The sequence below is a fragment of the Nitratireductor soli genome, from assembly GCF_001050155.1.
Classification (GTDB): domain Bacteria; phylum Pseudomonadota; class Alphaproteobacteria; order Rhizobiales; family Rhizobiaceae; genus Nitratireductor; species Nitratireductor soli.
The window spans coordinates 13198-30130 of the sequence record NZ_LFVY01000004.1 but is presented as its reverse complement, the minus strand read 5'-3'; the positions used below and the strand labels follow the sequence as shown (position 1 = coordinate 30130).

Genomic DNA, 16933 nt, shown 5'->3' with positions numbered 1-16933 from the left:
AACTTGGTTCTGGGCTTGTCATAAGCAACCGCGCACTGTAGTGTCAACTAGTGAGTTATTAGTGTCATATATTGGACCAATCTGATGTCAAGCGTGCTGAGCGGTATTTTGCCCGTCCTTCCAACCCCCTTCCGCGTCAATGGCGAAAATGACCTGGAAGCCGAAATTGACCTGGAAGCCATGCGTCGGATTGTGCAGTTCGCCTGCGAAGCGGGCGTGCAGGGCCTGGTCTTTCCCGGCTTCGCAAGCGAGGTCGAGAGCCTGTCGCAGGCTGAGCGGGCAACGCTTCTGGAAATCGTCGTGCACGAAGCGGCCGGTCGCGTACCGGTCATCGCCGGCGCAAGTGCTGCCTCCCCGAAGGAAGTGGCTGAACATGGCAGGGTCGCCGGCGCGCTGGGTGTGAAGCACCTGATGGTCCAGCCGCCGAAATCGGCCGGCGTTGATGCCGGCGCGGTTGCAGCCTTCCTCGCGGAGGTCGCCGGCGCCCTGCCGAACATGGAAATCATCCTGCAGAACGCGCCTGCGCCGCGTGGCTCGGACCTGGCCCCCGAAGCGATGGTCGACATCGTCTCGGCCGTCCCGCAGATAACCTATGTCAAGGAGGAGACGCTGCCGGCAGGCCCCGCGATCAGCCATATCCTTGCCAACTCACCCGCCACTTTGAAGGGCGTGATCGGTGGAGGCGGCGCCCGTTACATTCTCGACGAATACGCCCGTGGCGCCTGTGCGGCGATGCCCGCTCTCGAACTTGCCGACGAGCACGTCAGCCTCGATGCGGCTTGGCGGCGCGGTGACCTGGAGACCGCCCGCGCGATCTATGTGCGCACATTGCCGCTCCTTACCCTGCAAGCCGTTTATCGCATGCGTCTGACCAAGCATGTGCTCATGCGGCGTGGCGTTCTCACGGATGTCCATGTACGCGCGCCAACCCCGGTGATCGACGGCTATGCCCTGGAGGACATCGACGCGAACCTGCGCAAGCTCGGCGTCCGGTCGGGCGTGAAGAGAGAGGTGGCATGAGCGGGCCGGTTGAAAGCGTCGAAGTCTTCACGCTGACGCTTCCGCGCGACACCCCCTATCTTGGCGCGCTGCGGCCGGGCGAAAGGGCGAATGCCCAAGGCTATATCGTGCGCAAGGGCAACCGCACCGTCTATCCCACCTTCGACCGCAGCGTTCTCGTGCGCGTCAAAACGCGCGGCGGCACGGTCGGCTGGGGTGAAACCTACGGCATCGTCGCGCCAGGCGCCGTCGGCGCCATCATCAACGACCTCCTGTCAGGTTTCGTCGTCGGCCGGGAAGTCGACAATCCCTCGGCGATCTATGACGATCTTTACGACCTGATGCGCGTGCGCGGCTATACGGGCGGATTCTACGTGGATGCGCTTGCGGCGATCGACATCGCGCTATGGGACATCGCCGGCAGACAAGCCGGTGAACCCGTGTCTTCCCTGCTGGATGGAGTAAGCCGGGAGACGATTGGCGCTTATGTATCCGGACTCCCCGAGCCCACCATGGACAAGCGCGCAGACCTGGCAAGGCGATGGCAGGATCGCGGCTTCGACGCGTTCAAGTTTGCGACCCCCGTTGCAGACGAAGGGCCTGCAGCAGAGCTGCAGAACCTGCGCTCCGCCCTGGGACCGCAAGCGCGGATCGCTGCCGATATGCACTGGAACCAGACTGCGGAAGAAGCGCTCGCCTTGATCGCCGCGATGGAGCCGCACGGTCTCTGGTTTGCCGAGGCGCCGGTGCGCACCGAAGACATAGCGGCGCTCGAAACGGTATCGACAGCCACTGCCGTCCCCATCGCGGTAGGCGAGGAATGGCGAACCGTATGGGACATGCGTCAGCGGATAGACCGTTGCAACATCTCGATCGTCCAGCCCGAGATGGGCCACAAGGGCATTACCAATTTTACCCGCATCGGCGCGCTGGCGGCCGAGCATGAGATCGACGTCATCCCGCACGCGACGATCGGCGCGGGCATCTTTCTCGCGGCCAGCCTTCATGCATCTTCGGCATTGCCGACGCTTGCCGGCCACGAGTTTCAACACTCGATCTTCGAACCGAATCGCCGGCTGCTTGTCGGCGACATGGATTGCCGGGAGGGCATGTACCGCCTCCCGACAGCGCCGGGGTTGGGAGTCGAGCCATCCGAGGAAGCACTGGAACTGCTTCAGCCAATTTGACTGTAGATCTGGGAGGAGAACGATATGACTGGCCTATTACGCAAGAGCCTGGTTTCGCTTGCTGTCGCCGCACTGCTGTCCACTTCGGCGCTGACACCTGCGCTGGCGCAGACCACGCTGAAATTCATCTCGTGGCAGGTCGATGATGCGGGGAACGGCGAATGGTGGAAATCCGCCATCAAGGCGTTCGAGGAAGCGCATGAGGGCGTGACGATCGAATTCACGAAGGTCGAGCGTGGCGCATATGCCGACACGATGACGACCCTGTTTGCCGGCGGCCAACCGCCTCACATCGTCCATCTCGCCTCTTTCGAATTCCAGTCCTTCGCCGACACCGGCTGGCTGGAGGATCTCGATCCCTGGATCAAGCGCGACGGCCTCGACATGACGGGTTGGGCCGGACAATCGGTCTGCCAGTGGAACGGTCAGACCGTCTGCATCATGATGAGCTACTTCGGCTTCATCATGGCCTACAACAAGGCTATCCTGGAGGCCGAAGGCATCGAAGTGCCAACCACCTATGAAGAATTCCTGGCTGCGGCGCGCGCAACCACCAAAGACCTGAACGCGGACGGAATTCCCGACCAGTTCGGCACCGGACACGAGACGCGCGGCGGAGCGGGCCAGTATCTGACCGAGATGCTGAGCTACATCATCGACGCCGGCGCTTACTGGACCGACAAGGACGGAAAGGTCACCATCGACACACCGGAGATGGTCGAGGGCCTAACGCGCTGGAAAACGATAATCTCGGAAGGCCTGACCCCCGTGGACATGTCTGCCGGAGATGTACGCCGGCTGTTTGCCGATGGTCGCATTGCGCTCAAACTCGACGGCCCCTGGCTTTACGGGACGATGCAGGACGGGGCCGCGTCGGCGGACACGGTCGTCGCAGCGCCGCCATTCACCGTGCCGCTCGGCGGCTCGTCGAACGTTCTCGCAATCCCGAGCGAAATCACGGATGAAGAAAAGGAACTTGTCTGGGAGTTCATCAAGCTGACAATGTCTCCTGAATTTCAACGCACCTATGCGACGGTGGGCGGAAACACGCCCCCGAGCCCCAAGGCTGACATCAGCGGCGTGGAAGAGACCATCCCCCACTTCCCGCTCCTCGTCAAAACCATGCAGGCTGCTTCCGATGGAGGGATCGATCGTATCCCTGCGGGGCTGGAGTTGAACTACAACGAGTTCAGCAAGATGATTCAGGAAGAAACCCAGCGCATGCTCATCCAGGACCTCGACCCGGCTGATGTCGTCAAGACGATGCAGGCCCAGGCCGAAGCGCTTGCGAACTGAGCAACGTCAGAATTGGCGGCCGCCCCGTCGCGGGGCGGCCGCCTTTCCCGAACGTCCTTTCTGAAGGCGCTGATCCATGCCCAACGCAAAAATGTTTGACCTGGCGCGTCCGAGCCGCCAGCATCTGCTCGGCTACATCCTGCTGGCGCCGGCCGTGCTGCTTGTCGGCTTCATCATCGTCTATCCTCTCGCCATCGCGATCGACCTTTCCTTCCAGCAAGTCCGCATCCCGAGAATGGGCACGCGAGGCGCGTTCACGCTGGCCAATTACCAGCGGCTCTTCGCGTCATCGGAATTCTGGATGGCTTGCTGGGTTACCCTCAAGCTCGTGACGGTCGTTACGATCGGAAGCCTTTTTGTGGGAATGTCGACCGCGCTTCTGGTCAACAACCGCTTTCGCGGCCGTACGCTGGCACGCCTGGGCATGGCCTTGCCATGGGCGGTGCCGGAAGTCATCGCCGTCGTGATATTCGCCTGGATCTTTGATTCGTCCTTTGGCCTGATGAGCTGGCTGTTCGTCGTCACCGGCCTCAGCGACACCATGATCCCGTGGACTTCGAGCCCCGCTGCGGCCTTCTGGGCAGTGGCGCTCACAATGGTATGGAAGGGCTTTCCCTTCGTCTCGATCATGGTCCTGGCTGGCCTCCAGTCGATCCCGGCCGACTTTTACAACGCGGCCAAAGTGGACGGCGCAAGCGCCCTCCAGCGCTTCCGATGGATAACCTTGCCCTTGCTGATGCCTGTTCTGGGGGTCACGCTCGTGCTGGTGATCCTCTGGGTTTTCCGTGACTTCTCCATCATCAAGGTTCTCACCGAGGGCGGCCCGCTGAAAACAACCCAGACGCTGTCGATCATGACCTACGACCAAGCCTTCGGACTCCATAATTTCGGCTATGCGTCAGCAGTGGGCGTGCTGACGCTCGTCATCAGTGTCGTGGCCAGCATCTTCATGCTCGGTCGCGGCACCAAAGCGATCTATTGAGGAGAGCGATCCGATGACACGTACGTTCAGCCAGAGCCTCATGCTCTATCTCACCGTGATCCTGACCCTCGGCCTGATCCTTTTCCCGATCTACTGGCTCTTCATCACCGCCATCTCAACCTCGGCAGAGCTTTCCGCCCTGCCACCGAGCTTCTGGCCATCCGCACCGCAGTGGGAAATTTTCTCTCGCGTATGGGAAGAGCGACCGATCCCGGCTTGGCTGCTCAATTCCATGATCGCCGCGCTTGGATCGGCCGCGCTTTCCATGGTCGTTTCGGTGTTCGCGGGCTACGCGCTTTCGCGATACCGGCTGCGCGGAGGGCATTCGCTGGGTCTGTTCATTCTGACGGCGAAAATGCTCCCGGCGACACTTCTCGTCATTCCGCTGTTTGCGGTGTTCCGCAATCTCGGCATGATCGGCAGCATGTGGACGCTCATCATCGCGCATTCCACGCTTATCATTCCATTCGCGACCTGGATGCTGAAGGGCTATTTCGACACCATTCCACGGGAACTGGAGCAAGCGGCGATGGTCGACGGCTGCTCGCCACTGGGCGCGATGGTGCGCGTCGTGCTTCCCATAGCCACGCCTGGTCTTTCGGCGACCGCCCTGTATGCCTTTGTCCTCTCCTGGGCCGATTACGCCTACGCACGCACGTTCCTCGTGAACGCGCCCCAGAATTGGACGGCCAATCTCGGCATCACCACCATGAAGGGCGAATACGTCACCGACTGGAACGAAATATCGGCGGCAGCCGTGTTCGTGGCCGTGCCCGTCATCATCATCTACCTCATTCTTGAACGCTATCTGGTCGGTGGGCTGACCGCAGGCGCGGAGAAATAAAGCATGGCCAAGATTTCCATTCGCAACGTGCACAAGAATTACGGCGCGCTGAACGTCCTGAAGCCCTTTTCGCTGGAGATCGAGGATGGCGAGTTTGTCGTTCTCGTCGGCCCGTCCGGCTGCGGCAAATCGACGATGCTGAAGATCCTCGCCGGCCTCGAGCCTGCTTCGGGCGGGTCGATCATGATCGGCGACAGGGACGTAACGGACCTTGCACCCGGCGATCGCGACATCGCCATGGTTTTCCAGAACTATGCGCTTTATCCGCATCTCACGGTTCGCCAGAACATCGGCTTCGGGCTGAAAATGCGTGGTACCGCGAAAGCGGAAATGGACCGGCGGATCGATGACGCCGCCCGGATCCTCGAAGTTACGAACTACCTCGATCGACGGCCGAAGGAACTGTCCGGCGGCCAACGCCAGCGCGTCGCGCTCGGTCGAGCGATCGTCCGCCAGCCTCAGGCCTTCCTGATGGACGAGCCACTCTCCAATCTCGATGCCAAGCTGCGTGTCCACATGCGCGCCGAGATCGGGGCACTTCACCGCCGCATCGGCGTCACCACCGTCTACGTCACCCATGATCAGATCGAGGCGATGACCATGGCGCAGCGCGTGGTGATCATGCGGGACGGCGAAATCCAGCAGATCGCGCCGCCTGACACACTCTTCCAGAAGCCCGACAATCTCTTCGTCGCCGGGTTCATTGGCTCGCCGGGCATGAACTTCATGACCTCGGAAGTCGTTGGCGGAAACACCCCGCACACACGCATCTTCGGGCAGGATGTGCCACTACACGGAGTACGGCCGCCGCCCGGCAATGTGATCGCCGGCCTGCGCCCGGAGCATCTGGCGCTCGGGGCCGGACCCGTGTCTTTCAAGGTGAACCCGACGCTGGTCGAGAGTCTGGGATCCGAAAAATACATCTATTTCGATTCCGGGGGCCAGAAGCGTATGCGCGACCACGCGGAAGACGAAACAACGAAGAGCATGATCGCTCGCGTGGATCACAGCGGCCGCCTTGATGCCGGTGAGGAAGTCACCCTTTCCTTCGATCCGGCAGAACTCTATCTTTTCGACGCGGAAACCGGGAAGGCGATCGGCAAATGAGCGTTCTGGTCACCGGCTCTTCCGGTCGCGTTGGCTCAGCCGTAGTCTCGCGCCTTCTCGAAGAAGGAGAAGGCGTTCGTGGACTGGATCTGCGTCCCTCGGGCCGCGCGCATGCGAACTTCACCGAGGTCACCGGCGCGCTGAGCGACCCTCAGGCAGTGGAAACCGCGATGGAAGGCGTGACTTGTGTCCTGCATCTCGGAGCCTTCATGTCATGGGCGCCCGCCGACAGGGCACGCATGTTTTCGGCCAATGTTGAGGGAACCCGTATCCTGCTCGATGCGGCCGCGCATGGCGGCATCAGGCGCTTCGTCTTCGCCAGTTCCGGAGAGGTCTATCCGGAGAACCAGCCGCAGTTTCTTCCGGTTACGGAGGAACATCCGCTGGTCCCCAACTCGCCTTATGGATTGACCAAGCTGCTCGGCGAGGAACTCGTGCGTTTCCATCAACGCGCTGGCCGCATGGAAACTGTCATCCTGCGTTTTTCCCATACGCAGGATGCAAGCGAACTGCTCGACGAGGAAAGTTCCTTTTCCGGCCCGCGCTTCTTCCTCCGGCCCCGTATACGGCAGCAGGAGGCTTTCGGAAACCAGGCGGTGGCCGATCTGCTGCGCGCGAAGGATCCGGGGCAGCCGGCACATGTTGCAGCGCGCAACGAAGAGGGACGCCCGTTCCGCATGCACATCACCGACACCCGGGATATGGTGGAAGGCGTCGTCCTTGCGCTGAGAAGCGAAGGCGCCTCCGGGCAGGTCTTCAATCTCGGCGCAACCGATCCGGTGGATCTCGGTTCTCTGGTTCGCTCCATGGCGGAAAACACCGGGCTGCCGGTTGTCGAGGTCGATCTGCCGGGTGCCGGGGTCTGGTATCATACGTCGAACGACAAGATTCGGCGACTTTTGGGATTTGAGCCGCAATGGACAATAGATCGGATGGTGGAAGAAGCCGTACAGGTCAGGCGCGCACGCCTCGCGAAGACGCGGGCGTAACGCCGGCGGTCGCGCCTGCCGGCACGGCCGCGCTGTCCAAGGGATTGACGCTTCTCGATATCGTCGCAGACGCAGCCGATCCCATGCGCTTTGCCGACCTCCACAAGGCATCGGGTTTGCCCAAGCCTACATTCGCCCGAATTCTTCGCACGCTCGTCGCGTTCGGGCTCGTGCGGCAGGACGAGGCGAAAGGCACCTACGTGCTGGGCCGCCGCTTTCTGGAATTATCACATCGCGTGTGGGATACGTTCGACCTGGTGGCGGCTGCCTTCCCCGAACTTGATCGTTTGTCCGCCGAGATCGGCGAGACGGTGGCGCTTTGCCGGCTAGACGGCGACATGGTCCAGTATCTGGAGGAACGCTCCGGGGACGGCCTCGCCGTGCGGGTCGATGTGGGCCGGCGGGCGCCGTTGCATTGCACCGCCGCGGGCAAGGTGCTCCTTGCCTACCAGGATCCTGCTCTGGGCCGCGCCATCATGGAACGGCTGAAGCTCGACCCTTTCACCCGGCAAACCATCGTGACAAGCGACGCGCTGCAGGCCGACCTGACACTGACGCGCGCGCGTGGCTATTCGGTGTCCTACGAAGAACACCTGACGGGGGTGAATTCCGTGTCAGCGCCAATTCTTGGAAGGGACGGCACGCCGATCGGCGCGCTGGTGGCGCTGGGGCCCGCCTCCCGCCTGGATGCGACGAGCGTTCATCCGGCCGGGCGTGAATTGATCGCCGCCGCCAGGCGCATCACCGGCTCGGCAGGGGCCGTCGCAATTACATCGCGGCCACGGCCCCGCGCATCGCAGGGGCGGCCTCAGGCCAACCTCAGTTGCATCCTGCCCTGGGGCGCCCAACTCGGCGAGGCCCCTGTCTGGGATGATGCCCGCCATCTCCTTTACTGGGTGGATATCCTCCATCCGGCCGTATATCGGTTCGACCCCCGGAGTGGACGCAACGAGGCGTGCGATACGGGCAAGTTGATCAGCGCTGTCATCCCAGCCGAGGATGGAAGGCTGCTCGTCGCCTCACAGGACGGCATCGAATGGCTGGACTTCGCAACCGGGGACATGACGCTCTTTGCGAATCCCGAGGCAGGTCTACGCGACAACCGCCTGAACGACGCCAAAATCGGCCCCGATGGCGCGATCTGGATTGGTTCAATGCGCATCGATGCCAGCCGGCCAAGCGGTGCGCTGTACAGAGTGGAGACCGACGCAACGATCACCCGCAAGGAGAGCGGTATCACCGTATCAAATGGCATCGCGTGGAGCCCGACGGGGAATACACTCTACTTCGTTGATACAGTGCCAGGCCTTATCTACGCTTATGACAGCGAGCCCGCGAGCGGCACAATCTCGAACCGCCGCGTCTTTGCTCAAATCCCTGAAGCCGAGGGTCGGCCGGATGGAATCGCGGTGGATGCGGAGGGCGGCCTCTGGTGCGCAATCTGGGACGGCTGGCGGGTGAATCGATACGAGCCCGACGGGAAACTCGATCGAACGATAGACCTGCCCGTGCCACGCCCTACCAGCGTCGCGTTCGGCGGCGCGGACCTTTCCACCCTGTTCATCACCAGTGCGCGCACGCGCCTGCCCGCTTCGAGTCTTTCGGAAGCCCCCCTTTCGGGCGGGCTTTTCGCCTGCAAGCCGGGCGTTGCGGGCGCACCGGTCAAACTTTTCCAGCGTGGATAAAACCCGATGAATCCCGACCCCTTCGCCTCCTTTCGCCTCACGGGGAAGACCGCGCTCGTCACCGGTTCAAGCCGTGGCATCGGCGCGGCGATCGCGCAAGGCCTCGCAGGAGCCGGCGCGCGCATCGTCCTCCATGGACAGCACGCCGATGCCGCCGAACCCATCCACAGCAGTATCGTGGAGAGAGGAGGCACGGCCTGGGCACTGGGTGGAGATCTGCGTGAACGCGGCGCCGGCATCCGCCTCCTTGAAGAAGCCGAGCGGATTGCCGGTCCCGTCGACATCCTGATCATCAACGCCTCGGCGCAGGTCAACGCAATGCTTGCGGACATCTGCGATGACGATTTCGATTTACAGCTCGACGTCAACCTTCGTTCCACCTTCGAGATGTTGCGCCATGTGCTTCCTTCGATGGCGTCGCGAGGCTGGGGGCGCGTCGTCAATATCGGTTCCATCAACCAGTTGCGCCCGAAGTCCATCGTGACCGCCTATGCCGCCACAAAAGCCGCCCAGCACAACCTGATCCAGAGTCAGGCGCGCGATTTTGCCGCCTCGAACGTTCTTCTGAACACACTTGCTCCGGGGCTCGTCGATACCGATCGCAATGCAGAGCGCAAGGCAGCCGATCCGCAGGGGTGGGACGCGTATGTGAGGCAACTCAACTGGATGGGGCGTGCCGCCAGCGCGCAGGAGATGGTTGGCGCTGCGCTGTTTCTTTCATCGGATGCCTGCAGCTTCATGACAGGCGAGACCATCGTCCTGTCCGGCGGTTACTGAACAGCGAGAAGACGATGCCGACCTCGGTCGGGTCGTCGCAATACGACGCCTCACGGTCCTCAGCGGGCTCGGGCTGGTTGAGCCCCGGGCAGGACTGGGTACAACAACGCTCCGGCGACAAGCATCAAAAGCAGCCCGTGAACGCCGGGCGCATCGTTCCCGCCGATAGCAGCCATGCGAGGACAAGCGCCGCCGATTGACGTTCGGAGGGGTTGAGTTTGCGGATCATCATGCCTCCTGCAAGTCGATCATGTCGGGTTCACAGTCTTGCCCGGCAATCCGAGCAGACCCGCAAGAATGTCCCGGTTTCCGGCGATATCCGCCAGCGAATATTCGTCAAAGACGGATAGAAACGCCTCAAGGGCTTGCCCGACAACCCCCTTCAACCGACATGAGGGACCGATCGCGCAGGCTCCGCCATCGAGGTGCATGCACTCGACGAGGCCGAAATCGTCCTCCATCTGCCTCACCACCCGACCGAGATTGATGTTTTCAGGCGCGCGCGCGAGTGCGATACCGCCTGACCGCCCGCGCAGCGTGGTGAGGTAGCCCAACCTGCCGAGGCGCAACGCCACCTTGAGCAGGTGGTTGCGCGAGATACCGTAACTCTCGGCGACGTCTGCGACGCGCGAGGGCCGATCCTGGTTGATCGCGAGGTATACCAGCATGCGCAGTGCATAGTCGGTGTGGAAGGTGAGGCGCACTTAATTCTCCCCGATCGCCGGACTTTTTCGCCGTCCCAAACGGCAAAGGGCAATGAAGGCGGCCGCGCCAAGGGGAAAGGTTTTTCCAGGGGTTTCGGCCCTCATGCTCCGCCACCCGGACGCTCAAGGCGGAAGAACATCGCCAGCCGTAGGCTGTTGGCGATTCGCTCGGCCCTGTCGACGAAGGTCTTCGCCACTTCGGGAGGGCAGCGTTCGTCCGCAGCGGAGCGGAAGTGGTCGAGCCAGATGTCGAAGTCTTCCTCGCGGACCTGCTTGAGTTTCAGGTGGGCGGGAACGGGCCTCCCGCTGTAGGAACCGTCCTTCAGGATCACGGAGCACCAGAAGTCCGTCATCTTCTCCAGATGCGGCTCCCAGTTGTCCTGAACGACGCCCGCGAAGATCGGCCCGAGCCGTTCGTCGCGGCGCACCCGTCCGTAGAATTCCCGCACCAGGCGGCCGATGAAGTCGCGATCGACGTCCGGATGGACGAGTGGGCGTTCCTCAGGGGGGCGTTGCAGTCTCGCGGTCGGCTGGATTGTCATTGTGGTATCTCCTATACCACTTTTAACCTGCAGGCGCCCCGAAGGAAAGCATCGCAGATGTCGCAGCCTGATTTCCTCCTGCTGTTTGCGCCGGAACAACGACCGGCGGCAGGGCGAACTCGTAGGTTGGCGGCTTGAGGAGACCGCCCCAATGACGCCGTCAGCCATAGACCCAGACATGCCGGTAGACGAAATCATGCGCAGATGGCCGGCGACCATCCGGGTCATGATCCGCCACAGGATGCTCTGTATCGGTTGTCCAATCGGACTATTTCATACCGTTGCTGACGCATGTGCCGCGCATCGAATCGACGAAGCCCCGTTCTTGGCCGAACTCCTGGCCGCGATGAGGTCAGACCCTTCTGCAGGGGCGCCGTCGGCTTTCGAGGTGGCGATCCCCAACCCTGAAACCGCCATAGGAGCCGCCAGCCTCGTGACCCGGGCATGCGGTGAGACTACTTCCTTCGTCGGTTCTCGGCGACCAGCATCAACGCGTGGGGATTCGTGACCGTCACCTTCTGCCGTCCGCTGCGGACGATCCCTTCCTCTTCCCAAGCGCTCATGAGCCTGCTGACCGTGTGGAGCGTGCTGCCGGTCATCTCGGCGATGTCCTGCCGCGTGATCGGGAAATCGATCTCGACGCCGCCTTCGGTCTTGCGGCCGGACTGCTGGATCAGCCGCAACACCGCGCTGGCGATACGTTGCTCAACCTGCTGCGTCGACATTTCCACCACGCGCGCCTGCGTGTCCTGAAGGCGCGACCCGATAGTCTGATAGGCGTTCGCGCCGAAGGCCGGGAATTGGGACTGCAATCCCGGCCAGGCCGCGTTCGGCCAGCACAGGACGACACAGTCGACCGCGGCGACGGCGGTTGCCGGATAGTTCTTCTGTCCCATCGCGACGGCGATCCCGAACAGTTCGCCTTCGTTGATATAGCGCGCGATGACCTGCTCACCGTCCGGCGTGGTTCGCACGACCCGGATGTGGCCTGACAGGAGCAGAAAGAAACTCTCCGCTTCCGTGGCTTGTGCGAAGATTTCCGAATCCTTCGCGAACCGGGAGGAACGGGCAGCCGCCAGGATGCCGTCCAGATCGCCCGCGGCAAGCCCTGCAAACGCGGGCAGTCCCGAAATCAGCGACCTGTCGAGTGGCATTGCCATGCGGTTCCCGTGCGACGCGGCGTCGCCTGTCCATTTTTCTATCCGCTGTTTGTGCTTGCGCAAATTGCCACAAGGCACAGCGGGGTATCGGTTGTCCAACGGCAAGCGAAGCCGAGCACTCGAAAGGACAGTAACATGAAACGGATTATTGCAGCGCTCACAATCAGCGCCGCCGTCATACTGGCGGGCGCGGCCGGTGCAGCCGAGATCGAGGTCCTCATGCTCAACAAGGGAGAGAAGGGATCGATGGTGTTCGAGCCGGACCTCATCGTCGCCGCGCCCGGCGACACGATCCGCTTCGTTCCGACCGACAAGGGCCACAACGTGGAGACCATCAAGGGCATGCTCCCGGAAGGCGTCGAAGCCTTCAAGAGCAAGTTCAACGAGGAATTCACGATCACCGTAGGCGAGGAAGGCGTATATGGCGTCAAATGCACGCCGCACTACGCCATGGGCATGGTCGCCCTCATTCGCGTCGGCGAACCCGCCAACGCGGAAGAGGCCCGTGCCGTCAAGCAGCCGGGGAAGGCCAAGGCCGCGTTCGCCGATCTGTTTGGCCAGGTGCTGGCGGCAAACTGAAGGGAAACATCGTGAACCCGGAGTCCAGCGAACCGGGAGACGGCAACGCGGAAGGTCGCCGCCGTGAACATCATCCCCCCAGTGTTCACTCCAGCATCGAGGCAAGATCACGTTCATTCCACGGGAAGCCGTGGGGTGAACGGGCTGCGCGTTCCAGTCTGTCGAATACGGATGCTGCGGGAAGCCGCTCTCCCTCCAGCTCCGGCGGCACCTTCCAGCCCGGATCGACACCGTCCATGTTTGGCAGTTCGTGCGCGATGCCCTTGTGGCAGTCGATGCAGGTCGCTTCGCCGGACAGCAGGTAGCGGGTGTGGATCTCGGCCGCCCGCGGCGCCTGCCTCGACAGGTCCATGGCGACCGAGGAATGGCAGTTGCGACATTCGAGGCTGTCATTGGCCTTGAGGCGCGCCCACTCGTGCTGGGCCAGTTCGAGCCGATGCGCCAGGAATTTCCGCCGCGTGTTGATCGTACCGAAGATCTTGCCCCAGACCTCCTTCGACGCCTGCATCTTGCGGGCGATCTTGTCGGTCCACTCGTGCGGTACGTGGCAGTCGGGGCAAGAGGCGCGCACACCGGACCGGTTCGAGAAATGCACTGTCCTCGTCAGCTCCTCGTAGACGTTCGCCTCCATCTCGTGACATGAGATGCAGAACTGCTCGGTGTTCGTCACCTCGAGCGCAGTGTTGAATGCGCCCCAGAAGAGCACGCCCCCGAGAAAACCGCCCAGGGTCAGGAAGCCGAGACTGAGCGTGGCGGCGGGCGTCGAAACGATGCCCCAGGCCCACAGCGCGGCCGCCTTGATCCGCGCCCACATCTACTGGTCTCCGGCATGGCCGACGCCAAGCTCGCTCATGTCGATGAAGGTGTTGCCAACCAGAGCGGGCGTGTCGGCCTGGGAAACGTGACAGGCCGTGCAGAAGTAGCGGCGGGGCGAAACGTCGGCCAGCATCTGGCCCTCCCGCGTCATGTAGTGAGTAACGCTGATCATCGGCGCGCCCGAGGCTTCCGTGAACTCCCGCTTGTGACAGGACAGGCAACGATTGGCGTTGACGGAAAGCTGGTATCCTTCGATCGAATGCGGGATCACCGGAGGCTGCTCGGGATAGGCGCGCATCCTGCGGACGTCGTCGATCACCCATTTCGGGATCGGATTCGCTGGAGCCGTCTCCATCGGCTGTTCCGCACCGGTCAGCGGCGGAACGATGCTGACCGACATCTGCGCGAGCGCGGCCGTTCCGGCAAGGGCGAGCAGCCCTGCCGCGACCAAGACGCGCGACCGGCGCGTCAGACGGGGACGACCTTGACCGCGCATTTCTTGAAATCCGTCTGTTTCGAGATGGGATCGGTCGCGTCGAGCGTGACCTTGTTGATGAGCTTGCTCGCGTCGAACCAAGGCACGAAGACCACGCCTCGCGGCATGCGGTTGCGGCCCCGCGTCTCGACGCGGACGCGTATCTCGCCGCGCCGGGAGACGACACTGACCTCTGCCCCCTGGTTGATGCCGCGACGCCACGCGTCGTCGGCATTCATGAAACAGACCGCCCCGGGAAACGCCTTGAAGAGTTCCGGCACGCGCATGGTCATCGAACCCGAATGCCAGTGCTCCAGCACACGGCCCGTCACCAGCCAGACATCGTATTCCTCGTCCGGCGATTCGGCCGGCGGCTCGTAGGGAACCGCAAGGATCACCGCCTTGCCGTCTGGCCTGCCGTAGAAGCGGACGCCTTCGCCCGGCTTGACATAGGGATCATAGCCCTCGCGATAACGCCACTTCGTCTCGTTGCCGTCGACAACGGGCCACCGCAACCCTCGTACCTCATGATAGGTGTCGAAAGGCGCGAGGTCGTGGCCATGGCCCCGGCCAAACTCGGCATACTCCTCGAACAGACCCTTCTGGAGGTAGAAGCCATACTCCCTGGATTCCCGGTTCTCATATTCCGGGTCGAGATCCGCGAGCGGGAAGCGATCGACCTTGCCATTCCTGAAAAGGACATCGAACAGGGTCTTTCCCTTGTATTCCGGGTGCGCGCTCAGAAGGCCGGCGGGCCAAGCCTCATCGGTGGTGAAGCGCTTCGAGAATTCAACGAGCTGCCAGAGATCGGAGCGGGCCTCGCCCGGCGCGTTCACAAGTTGATGCCAGACATGCGTTCGCCGCTCCGCGTTGCCGTAGGCGCCCTCCTTCTCCACCCACATGGCCGCGGGCAGGATCACGTCCGCCGACAACGCGGTTACGGTTGGATAGGCGTCCGATACGACGATGAAATTGTCGGGGTTGCGGTAGCCGGGGTAGGTTTCGTTCGAGTTGTTGGGCGCTGCCTGGACGTTGTTGTTGCACTGCACCCAGTAGAAGTTGAGCTTCCCGTCCTTCAACATCCGGTCCTGCTGGACGGCATGGAAGCCTGGCTTGTCCGGCAACAGGCCGTGCGGCAGCCGCCAGATCTCCTCGGTGTGCTTTCGGTGCTCCGGATTCGTCACCACCATGTCGGCCGGAAGTCGGTGCGCGAAGGTGCCGACCTCGCGAGCCGTGCCGCAGGCCGAAGGCTGGCCGGTCAGCGAGAACGGGCTGTTGCCGGGCTCGGAGATTTTGCCCGTGAGCAAATGGATGTTGTAGACCATCTGGTTGGCCCACACGCCGCGGACATGCTGGTTGAAGCCCATGGTCCAGAGCGACATCACCTTGACGTCGGGATTGGCGTAGAGTTCGGCCAGTTCCTCCAGGAAGCCCGGCTCCACACCGGAAAGCTGTGAAACCATGTCGAGCGTGTATTCCGACACCATCGTCCTGAAGGCCTCGAAGTCGATCGGGTCCATCTTGCCGGGGTCGGCAGCGCCCTTGGCCGCCAACTCGACCGGGTTGTCCGGACGCAGGCCGTAACCGATGTCGGTCGCGCCGCTCATGAACACAGCGTGGTCGCGGACGAACGCCTCGTTGACCCGTCCCGTCTGGATGATGTGGTTGGCGATGTAGTTGAGAATGGCAAGATCGGTGCCCGGCTTGAAGACGATCGGTATGTCGGCGAGGTCCATCGAGCGGTGCGTGAAAGTCGACAGGACCGCGCAGCGGACGTGCGGATGGCCGAGCCTCCGGTCAGCCAGCCGGGTCCACAGGATGGGGTGCATCTCCGCCATGTTCGAACCCCACAGCACGAAGGCGTCGGCGTGCTCGAAATCGTCGTAGCAGCCCATCGGCTCGTCCATGCCGAAGGTGCGCATGAAGGCCACCGCCGCCGAAGCCATGCAGTGGCGGGCGTTGGGGTCGAGGTTGTTGGAACGGAATCCCGCCCGCATCAGCTTGGTGGCGGCGTAGCCCTCGAAGATCGTCCACTGGCCGGAGCCGAACATGCCGACGGCCTCGGGACCCTTGTCCCGAAGCACCGCCTTGCACTTCTCCGCCATCACGTCGAAGGCCTCGTCCCAGGAGACCGGCTCGAACGCGCCGTCCTTATCGTAGACCCCGTTGGACTTGCGCATCAGCGGCGTGGTCAGGCGGTCCTGGCCGTACATGATCTTGGAGAGGAAATAGCCCTTGACGCAATTCAGGCCCCGGTTGACCTCGGCCTGCATGTCGCCGTGGGTGGCAACGACATGTCCGTCCTTCACTCCCACCATCACGCCGCAGCCCGTTCCGCAGAATCGGCAGGGCGCCTTCGACCACTTGATCTGAAGAGCATCCACGCCACCCGGGACCGGCTGCGCCGAGGCCGGAAGGGTGATACCGGCCGACGCGGCCGCCAATGCAGCGGCATGGGCCTTGAGCAGGTCGCGGCGATTGATGCCGGTGGTCATGACGGCCCTTCCTCCGCATCCTCCACATGTTCGAAGACCATGTTCGCCGCCAGGACGCCGTCCATCAGCGAGATCCGGGTCAGCGTCTCTCCAAGCTCACCGCTGGTCGTTCCCTCGATGGTCACGACGATGCGGCTGCCTTCGCCGGCATGCACCTCCACGCCCGGCATGGCCGCAAGACTTCTTCCGACCTCCTCCCGCCGCAGGGGGAGCGCGATGACGACCGCGCTGGAGATGTGATGGCGGGGCGGCGAGGTTACGGTCAGCAGGTCCCGGCGTGTGATGGCGCGCATCTG

The 16933-nt window shown here is 62.8% G+C and carries 18 protein-coding genes; 11 read left to right on the top strand and 7 right to left on the bottom strand.

The annotated features are described in order from the left end of the window. Positions 1-84: 84 nt before the first annotated feature. The 9 genes from AB843_RS05815 (at position 85) to AB843_RS05775 (ending at position 9866) form a co-directional block, all read left to right on the top strand. Positions 85-1020, top strand: a complete 936-nt coding sequence (locus tag AB843_RS05815) for a dihydrodipicolinate synthase family protein (protein WP_048645877.1) — start codon at positions 85-87, stop codon at positions 1018-1020. Next, positions 1017-2186, top strand: coding sequence for a mandelate racemase/muconate lactonizing enzyme family protein (locus AB843_RS05810; protein WP_048645876.1), 1170 nt, complete (start codon positions 1017-1019; stop codon positions 2184-2186). The genes AB843_RS05815 and AB843_RS05810 overlap by 4 nt, the downstream gene beginning before the upstream one ends. 24 nt (positions 2187-2210) lie before the next feature. Next, positions 2211-3482, top strand: a complete 1272-nt coding sequence (locus tag AB843_RS05805; RefSeq protein ID WP_048645875.1) for an ABC transporter substrate-binding protein — start codon at positions 2211-2213, stop codon at positions 3480-3482. Positions 3483-3558: 76 nt separating this feature from the next. Next, on the top strand, positions 3559-4464 hold the full coding sequence (locus tag AB843_RS05800) for a carbohydrate ABC transporter permease (protein WP_048645874.1): 906 nt from the start codon (positions 3559-3561) through the stop codon (positions 4462-4464). A gap of 13 nt (positions 4465-4477) precedes the next feature. Then, a complete protein-coding gene (locus AB843_RS05795) occupies positions 4478-5308 on the top strand; it encodes a carbohydrate ABC transporter permease (protein ID WP_048645873.1) in 831 nt (276 codons plus the stop codon). Between the two features lie 3 nt (positions 5309-5311). Further along, a complete protein-coding gene (locus AB843_RS05790) occupies positions 5312-6415 on the top strand; it encodes an ABC transporter ATP-binding protein (protein WP_048645872.1) in 1104 nt (367 codons plus the stop codon). After that, positions 6412-7404 (top strand): NAD-dependent epimerase/dehydratase family protein, encoded by a 993-nt coding sequence (locus tag AB843_RS05785; RefSeq protein WP_048645871.1) that lies wholly within the window; start codon positions 6412-6414, stop codon positions 7402-7404. The genes AB843_RS05790 and AB843_RS05785 overlap by 4 nt, the downstream gene beginning before the upstream one ends. Beyond that, positions 7332-9089, top strand: coding sequence for an SMP-30/gluconolactonase/LRE family protein (locus AB843_RS05780; protein WP_082143673.1), 1758 nt, complete (start codon positions 7332-7334; stop codon positions 9087-9089). The genes AB843_RS05785 and AB843_RS05780 overlap by 73 nt, the downstream gene beginning before the upstream one ends. A 6-nt stretch (positions 9090-9095) precedes the next feature. Next, positions 9096-9866 carry an SDR family NAD(P)-dependent oxidoreductase gene (locus AB843_RS05775; protein ID WP_048645870.1) on the top strand — a complete coding sequence of 257 codons (771 nt, stop codon included), beginning with the start codon at positions 9096-9098 and terminating at the stop codon, positions 9864-9866. Between the two features lie 248 nt (positions 9867-10114). Here AB843_RS05775 and AB843_RS05770 read toward each other — a convergent pair whose 3' ends face one another. Together AB843_RS05770 and AB843_RS05765 are read right to left on the bottom strand one after the other, a co-directional pair. Further along, on the bottom strand, positions 10115-10570 hold the full coding sequence (locus tag AB843_RS05770; protein WP_048645869.1) for an RrF2 family transcriptional regulator: 456 nt from the start codon (positions 10568-10570) through the stop codon (positions 10115-10117). 101 nt (positions 10571-10671) lie between these two features. Beyond that, the gene (locus AB843_RS05765) at positions 10672-11112 is read right to left on the bottom strand and encodes a group III truncated hemoglobin (protein WP_048646105.1); all 441 of its coding nucleotides are present in this window, start codon (positions 11110-11112) and stop codon (positions 10672-10674) included. Between AB843_RS05765 and AB843_RS26320 the strand changes: the two genes are divergently transcribed. Further along, positions 11030-11620: a DUF1858 domain-containing protein gene (locus AB843_RS26320; protein WP_342021906.1), complete on the top strand. Its 591-nt coding sequence runs from the start codon at positions 11030-11032 to the stop codon at positions 11618-11620. The two genes, AB843_RS05765 and AB843_RS26320, sit on opposite strands and share 83 nt — an antisense overlap. Here the strand turns inward: AB843_RS26320 and AB843_RS05760 are convergent. After that, a complete protein-coding gene (locus AB843_RS05760) occupies positions 11568-12266 on the bottom strand; it encodes a Crp/Fnr family transcriptional regulator (protein WP_048646104.1) in 699 nt (232 codons plus the stop codon). The two genes, AB843_RS26320 and AB843_RS05760, sit on opposite strands and share 53 nt — an antisense overlap. Before the next feature lie 141 nt (positions 12267-12407). Between AB843_RS05760 and AB843_RS05755 the strand changes: the two genes are divergently transcribed. Continuing rightward, positions 12408-12851 carry a pseudoazurin gene (locus tag AB843_RS05755; protein WP_048645868.1) on the top strand — a complete coding sequence of 148 codons (444 nt, stop codon included), beginning with the start codon at positions 12408-12410 and terminating at the stop codon, positions 12849-12851. Positions 12852-12936: 85 nt separating this feature from the next. Here AB843_RS05755 and AB843_RS05750 read toward each other — a convergent pair whose 3' ends face one another. Genes AB843_RS05750 through AB843_RS05735 form a run of 4 tightly spaced genes read right to left on the bottom strand, consistent with a single transcriptional unit; the run spans position 12937 to position 16930 of the window. Then, positions 12937-13665, bottom strand: a complete 729-nt coding sequence (locus AB843_RS05750; RefSeq protein WP_048645867.1) for a NapC/NirT family cytochrome c — start codon at positions 13663-13665, stop codon at positions 12937-12939. Beyond that, positions 13666-14163, bottom strand: coding sequence for a nitrate reductase cytochrome c-type subunit (locus AB843_RS05745; RefSeq protein WP_048645866.1), 498 nt, complete (start codon positions 14161-14163; stop codon positions 13666-13668). It lies immediately after the preceding gene. Then, complete coding sequence (gene napA, locus AB843_RS05740) at positions 14136-16637, bottom strand: periplasmic nitrate reductase subunit alpha (RefSeq protein WP_048645865.1); 2502 nt, start codon at positions 16635-16637, stop codon at positions 14136-14138. Before napA ends, AB843_RS05745 begins: the two co-directional genes overlap by 28 nt. Further along, entirely contained in the window at positions 16634-16930 is a 297-nt protein-coding gene (locus tag AB843_RS05735; RefSeq protein ID WP_048645864.1) for a chaperone NapD, read from the bottom strand. Before AB843_RS05735 ends, napA begins: the two co-directional genes overlap by 4 nt. Positions 16931-16933 lie beyond the last annotated feature (3 nt).

Bases quoted from the DNA above. Each gene is read 5' to 3' on its own strand.
- AB843_RS05760 (WP_048646104.1), bottom strand. From the start codon at position 12,266: ATGCCACTCGACAGGTCGCTGATTTCGGGACTGCCCGCGTTTGCAGGG.
- AB843_RS05800 (WP_048645874.1), top strand. From the start codon at position 3,559: ATGCCCAACGCAAAAATGTTTGACCTGGCGCGTCCGAGCCGCCAGCAT.
- AB843_RS05780 (WP_082143673.1), top strand. From the start codon at position 7,332: ATGGACAATAGATCGGATGGTGGAAGAAGCCGTACAGGTCAGGCGCGC.
- AB843_RS05815 (WP_048645877.1), top strand. From the start codon at position 85: ATGTCAAGCGTGCTGAGCGGTATTTTGCCCGTCCTTCCAACCCCCTTC.
- AB843_RS05785 (WP_048645871.1), top strand. From the start codon at position 6,412: ATGAGCGTTCTGGTCACCGGCTCTTCCGGTCGCGTTGGCTCAGCCGTA.
- AB843_RS05735 (WP_048645864.1), bottom strand. From the start codon at position 16,930: ATGCGCGCCATCACACGCCGGGACCTGCTGACCGTAACCTCGCCGCCC.
- napA (WP_048645865.1), bottom strand. From the start codon at position 16,637: ATGACCACCGGCATCAATCGCCGCGACCTGCTCAAGGCCCATGCCGCT.
- AB843_RS05755 (WP_048645868.1), top strand. From the start codon at position 12,408: ATGAAACGGATTATTGCAGCGCTCACAATCAGCGCCGCCGTCATACTG.
- AB843_RS05745 (WP_048645866.1), bottom strand. From the start codon at position 14,163: ATGCGCGGTCAAGGTCGTCCCCGTCTGACGCGCCGGTCGCGCGTCTTG.
- AB843_RS05795 (WP_048645873.1), top strand. From the start codon at position 4,478: ATGACACGTACGTTCAGCCAGAGCCTCATGCTCTATCTCACCGTGATC.
- AB843_RS05805 (WP_048645875.1), top strand. From the start codon at position 2,211: ATGACTGGCCTATTACGCAAGAGCCTGGTTTCGCTTGCTGTCGCCGCA.
- AB843_RS05765 (WP_048646105.1), bottom strand. From the start codon at position 11,112: ATGACAATCCAGCCGACCGCGAGACTGCAACGCCCCCCTGAGGAACGC.
- AB843_RS05790 (WP_048645872.1), top strand. From the start codon at position 5,312: ATGGCCAAGATTTCCATTCGCAACGTGCACAAGAATTACGGCGCGCTG.
- AB843_RS05750 (WP_048645867.1), bottom strand. From the start codon at position 13,665: ATGTGGGCGCGGATCAAGGCGGCCGCGCTGTGGGCCTGGGGCATCGTT.
- AB843_RS05810 (WP_048645876.1), top strand. From the start codon at position 1,017: ATGAGCGGGCCGGTTGAAAGCGTCGAAGTCTTCACGCTGACGCTTCCG.
- AB843_RS26320 (WP_342021906.1), top strand. From the start codon at position 11,030: ATGAAGTCGCGATCGACGTCCGGATGGACGAGTGGGCGTTCCTCAGGG.
- AB843_RS05775 (WP_048645870.1), top strand. From the start codon at position 9,096: ATGAATCCCGACCCCTTCGCCTCCTTTCGCCTCACGGGGAAGACCGCG.